At 71.9% G+C, this 13041-nt stretch carries 11 protein-coding genes and 1 tRNA gene; 6 read left to right on the forward strand and 6 right to left on the reverse strand.

Translation table 11 applies throughout. The features are described 5' to 3' along the window. From ACFE64_RS12930 to ACFE64_RS12940, 3 genes are all read right to left on the reverse strand, one after another. Positions 1-419: TonB-dependent receptor plug domain-containing protein (locus tag ACFE64_RS12930; protein WP_375392874.1), on the reverse strand; the 419-nt coding region annotated here is incomplete at its 3' end. A gap of 74 nt (positions 420-493) precedes the next feature. Then, a complete protein-coding gene (locus ACFE64_RS12935; protein WP_375392875.1) occupies positions 494-862 on the reverse strand; it encodes a winged helix-turn-helix domain-containing protein in 369 nt (122 codons plus the stop codon). A 1-nt stretch (position 863) separates the two neighbouring features. After that, complete coding sequence (locus ACFE64_RS12940) at positions 864-1070, reverse strand: molybdopterin-binding protein (RefSeq protein WP_375392876.1); 207 nt, start codon at positions 1068-1070, stop codon at positions 864-866. A gap of 62 nt (positions 1071-1132) precedes the next feature. Here ACFE64_RS12940 and ACFE64_RS12945 point away from each other — a divergent pair, with 62 nt between their 5' ends. From ACFE64_RS12945 to ACFE64_RS12965, 5 genes are all read left to right on the forward strand, one after another. Then, positions 1133-1378 carry a ribbon-helix-helix domain-containing protein gene (locus ACFE64_RS12945; protein ID WP_375392877.1) on the forward strand — a complete coding sequence of 82 codons (246 nt, stop codon included), beginning with the start codon at positions 1133-1135 and terminating at the stop codon, positions 1376-1378. A 57-nt stretch (positions 1379-1435) separates the two neighbouring features. After that, on the forward strand, positions 1436-3955 hold the full coding sequence (locus tag ACFE64_RS12950; protein WP_375392878.1) for a TonB-dependent receptor: 2520 nt from the start codon (positions 1436-1438) through the stop codon (positions 3953-3955). A 116-nt stretch (positions 3956-4071) separates the two neighbouring features. Beyond that, on the forward strand, positions 4072-4827 hold the full coding sequence (locus tag ACFE64_RS12955) for a tetratricopeptide repeat protein (RefSeq protein WP_375392879.1): 756 nt from the start codon (positions 4072-4074) through the stop codon (positions 4825-4827). Beyond that, positions 4821-5504, forward strand: a complete 684-nt coding sequence (locus ACFE64_RS12960) for a Fe2+-dependent dioxygenase (RefSeq protein WP_375392880.1) — start codon at positions 4821-4823, stop codon at positions 5502-5504. The genes ACFE64_RS12955 and ACFE64_RS12960 overlap by 7 nt, the downstream gene beginning before the upstream one ends. A 1-nt stretch (position 5505) precedes the next feature. Continuing rightward, positions 5506-6675, forward strand: coding sequence for a PepSY-associated TM helix domain-containing protein (locus ACFE64_RS12965; RefSeq protein WP_375392881.1), 1170 nt, complete (start codon positions 5506-5508; stop codon positions 6673-6675). A gap of 67 nt (positions 6676-6742) precedes the next feature. On the opposite strand, the gene ACFE64_RS12970 is transcribed toward ACFE64_RS12965, so the two are convergent. After that, on the reverse strand, positions 6743-11359 hold the full coding sequence (locus ACFE64_RS12970) for an NAD-glutamate dehydrogenase (RefSeq protein ID WP_375392882.1): 4617 nt from the start codon (positions 11357-11359) through the stop codon (positions 6743-6745). A gap of 64 nt (positions 11360-11423) precedes the next feature. After that, a complete protein-coding gene (locus ACFE64_RS12975; protein WP_375392883.1) occupies positions 11424-12659 on the reverse strand; it encodes a hypothetical protein in 1236 nt (411 codons plus the stop codon). A 145-nt stretch (positions 12660-12804) separates the two neighbouring features. Between ACFE64_RS12975 and ACFE64_RS12980 the strand changes: the two genes are divergently transcribed. Beyond that, positions 12805-12880 (forward strand) — tRNA-Thr (locus tag ACFE64_RS12980). Here the strand turns inward: ACFE64_RS12980 and ACFE64_RS12985 are convergent. After that, positions 12851-13041 (reverse strand): hypothetical protein (locus ACFE64_RS12985; RefSeq protein ID WP_375392884.1); only part of this gene is annotated, 191 nt, incomplete at its 5' end. The genes ACFE64_RS12980 and ACFE64_RS12985 overlap by 30 nt on opposite strands.

A 13041-nucleotide genomic window follows, 5' to 3' on the forward strand; every position in this document is an offset into this window, starting at 1 on the left:
TGATAGACCTGGTCGACATAGAAGCCGACGCCGTTCTCCAGCCCGTCGTTCGACTGGCTGACCGCGACGACGCTGGAGCCAAGCCCGCGGATCGTGAAGGCGGTGTTGCGCGGATTGGCCGAGGAGTAGTTGAGCGACGGGATCAGCGTCGTCAGCCCCTGTGTGTTCACCGTATAGCTCTGGTCGAGCAGGTTGCCGCCGACCACGGACAGTGAGCCCGGCACCGCCTGCGCATCCTCGGCGCGGCGGCGCGCGGTGACGATCACGTCGGGGAGCCTGTCCTCGCCCTTGTCCTGGTCGCTCGCGGCCTGCCTGGGCACGTCCGCCGGGTCGCCGCCGGTTGTCGGCAACTGCGCGGTCGTCGGCGCGCCCACCACGATCCACGCCGCCGTCGCCAGCGCCCTTGTTCTGATCCGCATGAGAACTCCCCCTGTCGGGAGCTTCCAAGCATTGTGTCCGGCCGAATACAATATCCTGGGGGATATAAAGGCCGTCAGTGCGGCAGTGGATCGGAGCGCAGGCGGGCGGCGAGCCGGCGGTAAGCGGGATGGTCGGCAAGGCGCGCCGCTTCCGCCTCCAGCTCGCGATACGCGGCCAGCGCCTCGCGTCCCGCCGCGGTGAGGCGCGCGCCGCCGCTGCGGCCGCGGCCGGGCGCGGTCTCGACCAGCCGCTCGGCGAAGCAACGGTTCATCTCGTCGGTTAGCAGCCAGGCGCGGCGATAGCTCATGCCGAGCGCGCGCGCCGCCGCCGAGATCGAGCCGTCGCGCCCGATCGCGTCGAGCAGGTCGGCCTTGCCCGGCCCGAGCGCGAAGCCGTCGCCGCAGGCGAGCTGGAGCTTCAGCTTGAGCAGGCCGGCCTTCACGTCACTTGCCGATCAGGACGTCGCTCGCCTTGACCACCACCGTCACCTCGTCGCCCTCGGTCAGCGCCAGCTCGGCGATCGCCTCTTCGGTTATGCTGGCGGTGACGGTCAGGCCGTGGCCGATGTCGACCTTCACCGTCCCGTTCACCGCGCCGGGCGTGATGGCGGTGACGCGGCCGGGGATCTGGTTGCGCGCGCTGAGCTTCATGCCGGTCTCCTCATACCCGCCATAGCAGTTTCGCGCGTCGTGCGCACCGCGTAGGCGAGGGCATGAACGCGCCTTCTTTCGCCGGCCCCGTCAAGCGCTCGGTCACGATCGCCGGGCATCAAACCTCCGTCAGCCTGGAGCCGGTATTCTGGGCGGCGCTGGAGCGGGCGGCGGGGGAGGAGCGGCTGCCCCTATCGGCGCTGGTGGCGCGGATTGACGGCGGGCGGATCGCCGGACCGTCACCGCCCAATCTGGCGAGCGCGATCCGCACCTGGTTATATCTAAGATATGCAAGTCACTCGCAATAGCGTTGACTCTGCGAACGCTTCTCAATAGCGCGCTTCCCCGAGGGAGACTGAACTCGCGTGTCCAAATCCGTTTCTTATCTCGCGCTTGGCTGCGTCGGCGCGTTCACCACGGCGCCGGCGCTCGCCGCCGAGGATCCCACCGAGGCCGCCAGGACGACGACCGACGATCAACGCCGTGACGATGTGATCGTCAACGGCCAGCGGGTAAAGACGAACGACAATGATCCCAAACAGGTCGCGCCGTTGGTCGACACGCCCAAGTCGATCGTCGTGCTGCCGGCGCTGGTGATCGAGCAGACCGGCTCCAATTCGCTGCAGGACGCGCTGCGCACCGTGCCGGGCGTGACCTTCGGCGCGGCGGAGGGCGGGAACCCGATCGGCGACCGCCCCTTCATCCGCGGCTTCGACAGCCAGGGCTCGATCTATGTCGACGGCGTGCGCGACCTCGCCTCGCAGATGCGCGAGGTGTTCGACACCGATTCGATCCAGATCATCCGCGGCTCGGATTCGACGCTGGGCGGCCGCGGCTCGGCGGGCGGCACGATCAACACCATCTCCAAGCTGCCGCAGCCCGAGACCTTCTTCCGCGCCGACGCCAGCTTCGGCAACGCCGACTACAAGCGCGTGACCGGCGACGTGAACGTCATGGTCGCGCCGCATATCGCCGTGCGGCTGGCGGGCGTGTGGCACGACCAGGACTTCGCCGGCCGCGACGCCATCTATGCGCGCCGCTGGGGCGTTGCGCCGTCGGCGACGATCGGGCTGGGCACCGACACGCGACTGACCGTCGGCTATTACTACCTCGAAAGCCACGAGCTCCCCGACAGCGGCATCCCTTATGGCTATGTCTGCTCGGCGACGGTGTGCAACGCGCCGGGTACGGGCAACATCCTCTCGCAGCCGGCGATCGGGCGCTTCACCACCAGCTCCGGCGTGACCGGCTATGTGCCGCGCACCACCTTTTACGGCCTCAAGGACCGCGACTTCCGGGACGCGACCACCAACCAGGCGACGCTGCGGGTGGAGCATGATTTCGGCAAGCTGACGCTGCGCAACACCGCGCGCTTCGCCCACGACGACCAGGCCTATAGCTACACCCAGCCGGACGACAGCCAGGGGAACGTCTATGGCGTGCCGCTCACCGGCGCGGCGGTGAACCCGGTCGACGGCGGCACCAAGCTGACCGGCGGCGGTTATGTCTGGCGGCGCGCCAACACGCGCTACGGCTATACCGAGAGCATCATCGACCAGACCGACCTGTACGGGACGTTCCATACCGGCGCGGTCGATCACTCGATCGCGCTCGGCACCGAGTTCTCGTGGGAGAAGACGCGGCGCGGGGCCTATGTGCTCGCGACCGGCGCCACGATCAGCCCGCGGTGCGACACCTTCACCGTGTCGCGCTATTATTGCACCAGCCTGTTCGCCCCGAACCCGAACGATCCCTGGACCAACGATGCGAGCGACACCTCGACGCTGCAGACCCCGATCGTGAAGGGCGCGCCGAACACCGAGACGCAGAACGACGGCAACACGCAATCCGTCTACGGCTTCGACTCGATCACGCTGTTGCCGGCCGTCATCCTCAATCTCGGCGCGCGTTACGACCGGTTCCAGTCCGCGATCAGGCCGGCGGTCGCGGCCGGCGCGGCGCCGGTCCGCCTGTCGCGCACCGACGCGCTGTTCAACTGGCAGGCGGGGCTGGTGGTCAAGCCGACGCACGACACCAGCGTCTACGCCAGCTACGCCACCGCCGCGACGCCGCCCAATACGCTGCTCGGCGAGGGACGCGAGGACAATGCGCTGCCGACCACGCCGACGCAGGTCTCCGGCGCGCTCGACCAGCTCAAGGTGCAGAAGACCAAATCCTACGAGGTCGGCGCCAAGGCCAGCCTGTTGCACGAGCGGCTGCAGCTGGCGGCGGCGGCATTCGAGACCAGAATCGAGAATGCGCGCGTGACGGTTGACGCCAATACCGTCGCGTTCCTCGGCCGCACGCGCATCCGCGGCGTCGAGCTATCCGCCACCGGCACGATCCTGCCCGGCTGGACGATCTTCGGCGGCTACACCTATCTCGATCCGGTGATCGTCGACGGCGGCAACACCGTGCTGACCGCGGCGGCCGTCACGCAGACGGTGGGCGGCGTCATCACCACGATCCGTCCGGCCGCGACCATCGCCGTGCCGTCGGTGAACACGGGCAAGCAGGTGCCGCAGACGGTGCGCAACAGCTTCACCGCGACGACCAACTACACCTTCCTGCGGCGCTTCCAGATCGGCGGCAGCGCGATCTACAACGACCGGCAATATGGCGGCTATGCCGACAATCGCAGCTATACGCAGACGGCGACCGCCGGGCCGACGCTCAACGCCGCGACCAAGGTGATCTTCCGCTCGGTGCCGAGCTACTGGCGCTTCGATGCGCGCGCCAGCGTCGACCTGACGCCCAACGTGACGCTCAGCGTCAACGCGCAGAACCTGACGGACAAGGTGTATTTCAGCCAGGCCTATGCCAGCCATTACGCCACGATCGCGCCGGGGCGGACGGTGTTCGGCACGGTGGGGCTGAAGTTTTGAGCGCGCACTTTCCTTCATCCTCCCCCGCCGCGCAGCGGCGGGGGAGGGGGACCACGCCGCAAAGCGGCGTGGTGGAGGGGGCTGATCCGGCTCGGCGCGCGCTAACCCCCGCCCCCGTGCCTGCGGCATGGTCCGCCTCCCCCGCTAGCGCGGGGGCGGATTGGGAAAGTCTTTCGCCCGCCGAGGCGCGCGAGGCGCTGGCGGGGCCGGCGCGCGTGGCGCTGATCCGCGAGGCGGCGGAGGCGGGGTTGCCCGACGCCGAGGCGGTCTGGGGGCAGATGCTGCTGGATGGCGCGGAGGTGGCGAAGGATGCGCGCGCTGGGTTCGGCTGGTTCATGCGTGCGGCGGCGCAGGGCCATCTGCAGGCGCTCAACATGGTCGGGCGCTGCTACGAGCTCGGTTGGGGCGTCGCGCACGATCCGGCGCGGGCGGCGGACTGCTACCGGGTCGCCGCCGAACGCGGCTTGCCTGAGGCGATGTACAACTACGCCACGCAGCTGGCGCTCGGGGCGGGCGTGGCCCAGGACAAGCCGGCCGCGCTGGGCTGGCTGCGCCAATCGGCGGCGAAGGGCTTCGCCAAGGCGGAGAACTTCATCGGCTCGTTCCATGAGGACGGCTGGGCCTGCGACCGCGACCTGCTGGCGGCGGCGCAATGCTACAAGCGCGCGGCCGATGGCGGCGATTTCCGCGGCTGCTTCAATCACGCGCGCATGCTCGTCTCCAAGGGCCGGGTGCGCGAGGCGCTGCCCTGGATCGGCCGCGCCGCCGCGCTCGGCACGCCGCGCTTCCGCGAGCAGGTGCGCGGCTGGCTGGCGGGGCAGGGCGACGCCGAGCTGAGGGTGCGGGGCACGGCGGCGCTCGACCGGTGCTGACGATCGTCCCGGACCTGCTGAGCGCGGCCGAGGTGGCGCGCGTGCGCGAACTGATCGAGCCGGGCGACTGGGTCGACGGCAACGCCACCTCCGGCGTGCAGTCGGCGCTCGCCAAGCGCAACGCGCAGCTGCCCGAGGATAGCGCGGCGGCGCGCGAGGCGGGCACGCTGGTGCTGGATGCGCTCGGGCGCTCGGCGCTGTTCGTCGCGGCGGCGCTGCCGCTCAAGGTTTTCCCGCCGCTGTTCAACCGCTATGCCGGCGGGCAGGCGTTCGGGACGCACGTCGACACGGCGGTGCGGATCAGGCGGGGCAGCGACTTCCGCCTCCGCGCCGACCTGTCGGCGACGATCTTCCTGGAGGACCCGGGCGCGTATGACGGTGGCGAGCTGATCGTCGAGGGCGCGTTCGGTGAGCAGCAGGTCAAGCTGCCGGCCGGGCAGGCGGTGGTGTATCCGTCGTCCAGCCTCCACCGCGTCGCGCCGGTGACGCGCGGCGTGCGGCTGGCGTCGTTCCTGTGGCTGCAGTCGATGGTGCGCGACGACGGCGCGCGCGCGATCCTGTGGGAGCTGGATCGGGGCGTGCAGGCGGCGGGCGCGGCGCTCGGCCAGGGCGACGCGGCGGTGGTGCGGCTGACGGGGGTGTACCACAACCTGCTCCGGCGCTGGGCGGAGATGTGATTTGTTCTTCTCCGCAATCGCGGCGGAGGATGAAGATGGATACGAGAAGCAGATGACGAAATATCAACTCCGGCGCTGGTGGTTCCAGGTCCACAAGTGGATCGGAATCACGCTGGCGGTGCTCATCATCCCGCTGTCGCTCTCCGGCGCGGCGCTGGTCTGGCATGACGCGCTCGACGGCGCGATCAATCCGCAGCGCTACCGGACGACCGGGAGCACGCTGCGGACGCCGGGCGCCTATGTCGCGGCGGCGCGGGCGCGGCTGGGGCCGGGCGAGCGGCTGGCGATGCTGACGCTGCCCGAACATGGCGGTCCGGTGACGGTCGCCGCCGCGCCGGCCCGGGCGCCGGACCGGCCGGGGCCGCCGCAGCGGACGATGATCTACCTCGATCCGCCGACCGCGCGGGTGCTGGACGTGGCGTCAAGCGCGGCCGGGCTGGTGCGCTTCGTCCATGTCCTGCATGGCTCGCTGCAGATCCCGGGCGGCTGGGGGCGGATGCTGGTCGGCTGGCTGGGCGTCGCGATGCTGGTGTCGAGCGTCAGCGGGCTGTGGCTGTGGTGGCCGTCGGTGGGGCGGTGGACGCGCGGCTTCCGCTGGCGGCGGCGGCCGGACACCAATTCCAACCTGCACCACCTGCTCGGCTTCTGGATCAGCCTGCCGCTGTTCGTGCTGTCGCTGACGGGGGCGTGGATCGCGTTCCCGACGTTCTTCGGCGCGCTGGTGGGGCAGGGCAATCCGCGCGGGCCGGACCGGATGATGCAGGCGCGCGCCGCGCCCGTCGCCGCGGCGCGGCTGCCGGTCGACGTCGCGGTGGCGCGCGCGACGGCGCTGGCGCACGGCAAGGTCCGCAGCATCACCTGGCCGACCGAGAAGAAGCCGGACTGGGCGGTGCAGGTCGGGCCGCGCTCGGTGTCCGTCGCCGACGACGACGGCGTCGCGGCGCTCGCCCCCGAGCGCGCGGGTCAGGGCGGCGTCGCGCGGCTGATGCGCCGGCTCCATTCGGGCGAGGGCATGGGGCCGGTGTGGCAGACGATCGTTTTCATCGGCGGCATCCTGCCGGCGGTGCTGGCGGTCACGGGGGTCATCATGTGGTGGCGGACGCGGGCGCGCTCAGGCGCCAAGCCTCGGCTTAGCGCCGTCGCGGAGCGCGCCCCGGCCGGCGGGCTGTAAGCTCGGCCTCCGGCGCGGCTTTGCCGCGGCGCGAACAGCCCACAACGCTTCCCGCCCCGGGTAGGAGTCAGCGGCCCAAAAGCACCCGCGCCTGACCCGCGATCTGCGCCAGCATCGCGGCGTTCGGTGTCGGCGCGTGGCGGGCGCGGTCGACCACCGCCTTGAACTGTGCGACGCGCGGCGCGTTCGCCGCCAGCCAGCGGTCCACCGCCGCCTGCGGGGCCTCGCCGCCGGCGCGGGCGAGGAACTGGAGGCGGAGCTGCTGGAAATCGCGCGCCAGCCCCGCGAGCAGCAGCCGCTCCCATGGATCGCTCGACGCGATGCGCACCGCGCTCGCCTGCGCCCAGTCGAGCCCCAGCGCCTGGCCCAGCGCGGTGAAGGCGCGGGTCAGCACCGTCTCGTCCAGACCCAGGCGGTCGCCAAGATCGGCGAGGCCGACGGCGCCGTCCAGCTCGAACAGCCGCACCACGCGCGCGACCAGGTCCGCGGGGGCGCCGGCGGCCCGGAGCTGTGCGGCGATGCGGTCGCTCTGCGCGCGCAGCTCGTCCAGCAGCAGCGTCGCGGTGGCGGCGGTCAGCGCGTCGATCCCGCGCCGCAGCCGGCCCAGCACCGGCTCCACCGCCGCACCCGAGCCGGTGGCGCGGAGCAGGTCGGCGATGTGCGATCGGGTCGCCGCCGCGACCTCGTCGAACAGCAGCAGCCGCGCCGCTTCGGGCATCGCCGTCGTCTCGATCGCCGCCCACAGTTCGGGCAGCCCGAACAGCTGCTCGGCGACCACGAACATGCCGGCGATGTCGGACAGTGCCGCGCCCTCCTCCTCGGCCAGCTCGAACGGGTAGAGCACGCCCATGCGGTTGATGAGGCGGTTGGCGAGCTTGGTGGCGACGATCTCGCCGCGCAGGCGGTGCCCGTCGATCGCGGCGGGGAAGCGCGCCTGCATCGCTGGCGGAAAGGCGGCGCGGAGCGTCGGCAACAGCGCCGGATCGTCGCCGAGCGCGCTCGCCTCGATCGCCTCCTGCAGCGCCAGCTTGGCGGTGGCGAGCAGCACGGCGAGCTCGGGACGGGTGAGCCCGCGGCCCTCCTGCGCGCGGCGCAGCAGCTCCTCGTCGCCCGCCAGCCCCTCGACGCGGCGGTCGAGCCGGCCCGCGGCCTCGAAGATCTCGATCGCGCGGAGGTAGGAGGGCAGCGCCGCCGCGCCGTCATTCTCCATGACGGAGAGCGCCAGCGTCTGCAGGCGGTTATCCTCCAGCACGAGCGCCGCCACGTCGTCGGTCATCGCCGCGAGCAGCATGTTGCGCTCCTCGAACGGCAGCCGTCCCTCCGCCATCTCCCGGTTGAGCGCGATCTTGATGTTGACCTCGTTGTCCGAGCAGTCGACGCCGGCGGAGTTGTCGATGAAGTCGGTGTTGATGCGCCCGCCCCGCGCCGCGAAGGCGATGCGCGCCGCCTGCGTCACGCCCAGGTTCGCGCCCTCGCCGATCGCGCGGACGCGCAGGTCTTCGGCGTCGACGCGCAGCCGATCGTTGGCGGGGTCGCCGACCGCGGCGCTCGCTTCGGCCGCGGCCTTCACATAGGTGCCGATGCCGCCGAACCAGAGCAGGTCGGCGGGCGCCTTGAGGATGGCGGAGATGAGCTGCGCCGGTTCCATCTCGCCGGCGCCGATGCCGAGCGCGGCGGCGGCTTCCGGGGTGACGGCGATCGCCTTGGCGGCGCGACTGTGGACGCCGCCGCCGGCCGAGACCGGCCCGGCATAATCGGCCCAGGACGAGCGCGGTAGCGCGAACAGGCGTGCGCGCTCGGCCCAGCTTGCCGCCGGGTCGGGATCGGGATCGAGGAAGATGTGGCGGTGATCGAAGGCGGCCACCAGCCTGATCTCCGTCGAGAGCAGCATGCCGTTGCCGAACACGTCGCCGGACATGTCGCCGCAGCCGACGACGGTGATCGGCTGCGCCTGCACGTCGACGCCCCGCTCGGCGAAATGGCGCTGGACGGAGATCCAGGCGCCCTTGGCGGTGATCCCCATCGCCTTGTGGTCGTAGCCCTGGGACCCACCGCTCGCAAAGGCGTCGCCCAGCCAGAAGCCCTGGCTTTGCGCGAGCGCGTTGGCGACGTCGGAGAAGGTGGCGGTGCCCTTGTCGGCGGCGACGACGAAATAGGGGTCCTCGCCGTCATGGACGCGGACACCGTCGGGGTGGACGACGCGGCCGTCGACGATGTTGTCGGTGATGGAGAGCAGCGCGCGGATGAAGATCCGATAGCTCTCCGTTCCTTCGGCGAGCCAGGCATCGCGGTTCGTCGGATTGGGCAGTTGCTTGGGGTAGAAGCCGCCCTTCGCGCCCGTGGGCACGATCACCGCGTTCTTGACGCGCTGCGCCTTCATCAGCCCTAGGATCTCGGTGCGGAAATCGTCGCGCCGGTCCGACCAGCGCAGGCCGCCGCGCGCCACCGGGCCGGCGCGCAGGTGAATGCCCTCGACGCGCGGCGAATAGACCCAGATCTCGCGCCACGGCACCGGCGCGGGCAGGCCCGGAACGAGGTGGCTGTCGAGCTTGAAGGCGAGCGCCTCCCCAAGTCGTTCCGGGCCGCCGCGCGCGAACGCGTTGGTGCGCAGCGTGGCGACGATCACCGCCCGCAGACCGCGCAGGATGCGGTCGTCGTCGATCGCGGCGACACCCTCCAGCCCGGCGGCCACCGTGGCATCGGCGGCCGCGAGGTCGGCCCCGCCCTGCGGATCGTGCGCGGCGGCGAAGCGGTCGACCAGCGCGCGCGCCACCGCCGGCGCGCGGCGCAGCGCATCGACGACGGTGGCGAGGCCATAGGTCAGCCCCGCCTGGCGCAGGTAGCGGAACCAGGCGCGGAACAGCACTGCCGCCTGCGGACTCAGCCCCGCATCGACGATCAGGCGGTTGAACTGGTCGTTCTCGGCGCGGCCCTCCAGCACCGCGGCGATCGCGCCCTCCAGCACGGCCGGATCGCCCGCGAGCGGGGCGCCCGCCTCGACCAGGAACTCGTGCACGTAGGAGCGCGCCTCGTCCGTCAACGCGGTCGGCACCTCCTCCACCACGCGGAAGCCAAAGTTTTCGAGCACCGGCACCGCGTCCGACAGCGCCAGCGCACCGCCCTGGCGATAGATTTTGAGCCGCGTCGCGGCGCCGTCGGCGAACAGGCGGACCGAACGGCTGCCGTCGTCGTCGAGGGTGGCGAGGCGGAGCGCGTCGGCGGCGGCTTCCTCCGCGGTGCCGGCGTTGCGATAGCCTTGCGGGAAGCTGCCCGCGTAGCGCAGCGCCAGCCGGGCGGCGCGCGCCGGACCGACCTCGGCCGCGAGCGCCGCCTCCACCGCCGGCCCCCAGCCGCGCACCATGCGCTCCAGCCGCTGTTCGAGCGGCGCGAGCGCGGGGGAGGGGCCGCCGTCCGGCAGGTCGATCGTGTAGCGCAGCAGCGCCACCGTCGAATCCTCCAGCGCCACCGACCAGTTGAGCACCCGGCCGCCGGCGGCTTCCGCGACCATGTCGCCGATCGCGACACGGCGCGCGGTGGTGAGGTCGTCGCGCGGCAGCCAGGCGAAGGCGAATAGGTGCCGCCCCAGCGCCGAGCGGACCAGCACCAGCGCCGGGCGCGGCCGGTCGGCGAGGCTCATCGCGGTCAGCGCCAGCTCCTCCAGCTGCGCGGGCGTGAAGGCGACGGCGAGATCGTGCGGCAGCGCCGCCAGCGCGTGCGCCAGCGCCTTGCCGGTATGGCCCCTGGGATCGAAGCCGAACTTCGCCTCCAGCGTTGCAAGCCGCGTGCGCAGCACGGGCACCGCCTGGGGCTGGGCGTTGAGCGCGGCGCTGGTCCACAGGCCGGCGTGAAGCGACAGGCCGGTCACCTCGCCCCCCCCACCGCGTCGCTCGGCGCGGACCGGCAGCAGCACCAGATCGAGCGGCGCGGCGCGGTGGACGGGCGAGATCAGCGAGGATTTGAGCAGCAGCGGCGCCGCGTTGCCCTCCGCGTACCAGCGCAGCGCCAGGTCGCGCGAGGCGTCGGCGAGGAGCGGCGTGCGGTGCGGGTGGCGGGCGATGCCGAGCGTCGCCTCCACCGTGCCGTCGGCGCGCCAGCGCTGGTGACCGAGCAGCGTCAGCGCGCCGTCCAGGAACCATTGCAGCAGCGCCGCGCCCTCGCCCTGGGGCAAGGCGGCTTCGTCGGCGGCGACGGCGCGCTGCAGCTGCGGCCAGTCGGTGACGGCGGCGCGGACGTCGGCGAGCACGGCGCCGAGCTCGGCGACCAGCTCGCGCCGGTCGCGGGCGTCGGCGCGCTCCAGCTCCAGATAGATCATCGATTCCGGCCGGCCGGGGCCGCCCAGCGTCTCCAGTTCGCCCGTGGCATCGCGGCTGGCGCGGATCACGGGGTGGATGATGCGATCGATCGCCAACCCGGCGCGGCCGATCGCGGCGGCGATCGAATCGACCAGGAACGGCATGTCGTCATTGACGATGGCGAGCCGCATGCGGCGGCGGACATCGTCTCCGGGCAGCGGCTCCAGCGCGATCGCCGGCTCGCCCGGCGGGCGGCGGCGGGCGGTGACGGCGACGAACCGCGCCGCCGCCTCCACCTCTTCCGGGCCGAAGCCCTTCAGTTCGCCGGGGAGCGCGCCGCGGGTGAAGCGCTGGGCGAGGGAGTCGGCGGTGAACTGGGGTTGATCGGCCATGGCGCGCCCTATGCGCCCGGTCGAATCGCCGCTCAAGACGTGCCGCCCGGACGCCGGCGGCGGCTCAGGCCGCCGCCCGGCGCACCGCCTGCTGGACGAAGCCGGCGGCGGCGATCTCGCCAAGCACCTGCACCGCATCGCCCTCGCGGCGCGCCACCAGCACCACCCATTCGTCAATACCCGGCAGCGCCAGCTCGGCCAGGACGGGGCGCGCGCGGAGCTCGGCGGCGGCCTGCGCGAAGGCGTCGGGGCGGGTCGACGGCCGGCGCGCCGCGCGCTCGGCCTCGACCACCGCCTTGATCCCGCCGGCGTGCAGCTCGAGGAAGCCGGGCAGGGCGCCGGCGGCCACGGCGTGGCGGCGGGCATGATCGAGCACCGCGGCGAACTCGGTCAGCCGCGTCTTGTCGTAATCGGAGCCGAAGACCAGCTTCGTGACCGCGGTCATCGGCGCGCGCGCCTGCGGGCGGACCGCGGCGGCGCGGAGCAGCGCCTGGTAGCCCGCCGGGTCGGCGTCCGCCGCGAGCGCGAAATCGTGGGCGCGACCGAGCGCGCGATAGAGCGCCGCGCGGCTGCGCGTGTCGGCGGCGCGCACCGCGGCGGCGCTCTCCTGCGCCAGCGCGAGGCGGTGATCGAGCGAGGCGCCCTCGTCCAGATCGGCGTCGATGTCCGCCGCGTCGTCGCGCGCGGCACCGGGGCCGTCCGCCCAGACCGGCGCTTCGCCATGACCCCCATCGGCGACCGCGGCCTGCAGCTCGTCCGCGAGCCGGGCCTGCGTCGCGGCGTCGACCAGCTCCTTCCAGTTGATGACGCCGTAGATGAAGTCGATCTGCTCGCCGTCGGACGAGAAGGGCATCAGAATGCCGCGATAGAGCGTGTTGCGCCCGCGCGTGCCGACGAACTCCGCCTCGAAGCCGATCGGCGCGCGGTTGGCGATGATCTGGAGGTAATGGTCGGTGAGCCGCGACAGCAGCGAGCGGGTCGGCACCTGGCTGATCCGGTCGATATGCCCTTCCAGCCCGCATTCCTCGCGTAGCGCGCGCCCGAGAAAGGCGATGCGCGGATCGTCGAGCCCGGCGGAGAAGTCGAGCAGCACCGAATGCTCGCCGAAATCGGCGATGGAGGCGGGGTCGAGGTCCTCGATCGAGGGATAGGGTCGTCCCTTCAGCAGCGACACCCAATGGTTGTAGGCGCGCACGTGCATGCGCCGCTCATCGCCGCCGAGGTCGAACAACTGCTCGCCGACGCCCTCGTCGGCGGCATCCGCCGCGGACGGCTCGTTGTCGATGGCCTGCATGTTCATGGCGTGTCCGCGTCCAACCGGGTCAGGGCGGCAGTCATGCGCCCCCCGTGGTAAAGAGGGCGTAAACCGCACGGGTGCCGGGCCGCTTGCACCCGCGCGGACGCTCGGGTAAGCGGCCGCCTTCCAGCGGGGACGCTAGCCCCCGGCCGCCTTAGCTCAGCTGGTAGAGCATCGCATTCGTAATGCGGGGGTCACAGGTTCGAGTCCTGTAGGCGGCACCACTCCCGATCAAGAGAGGGCACCATGGGTGCTCTCTGATTGGTGTCGTCGTTGGCGGCGAGTTCCAACGGTTTGATCGAGCCTGTGATCGTGATCGTGCCCGGCGCGACCACGACCTTGTCGATGAACCGACGCGCATAACCTTGGCGGACGTTGCTGTCTT

Origin of the sequence: uncultured Sphingomonas sp. (assembly GCF_964250165.1) — a bacterium.
GTDB lineage: Bacteria > Pseudomonadota > Alphaproteobacteria > Sphingomonadales > Sphingomonadaceae > Sphingomonas.

Excerpts from the sequence above, each read along its gene's own strand:
- ACFE64_RS12970 (WP_375392882.1), bottom strand. The coding sequence starts at position 11,359 with ATGGCCGATCAACCCCAGTTCACCGCCGACTCCCTCGCCCAGCGCTTC.
- ACFE64_RS12975 (WP_375392883.1), bottom strand. The coding sequence starts at position 12,659 with ATGAACATGCAGGCCATCGACAACGAGCCGTCCGCGGCGGATGCCGCC.
- ACFE64_RS12945 (WP_375392877.1), top strand. The coding sequence starts at position 1,133 with ATGAACGCGCCTTCTTTCGCCGGCCCCGTCAAGCGCTCGGTCACGATC.
- ACFE64_RS12940 (WP_375392876.1), bottom strand. The coding sequence starts at position 1,070 with ATGAAGCTCAGCGCGCGCAACCAGATCCCCGGCCGCGTCACCGCCATC.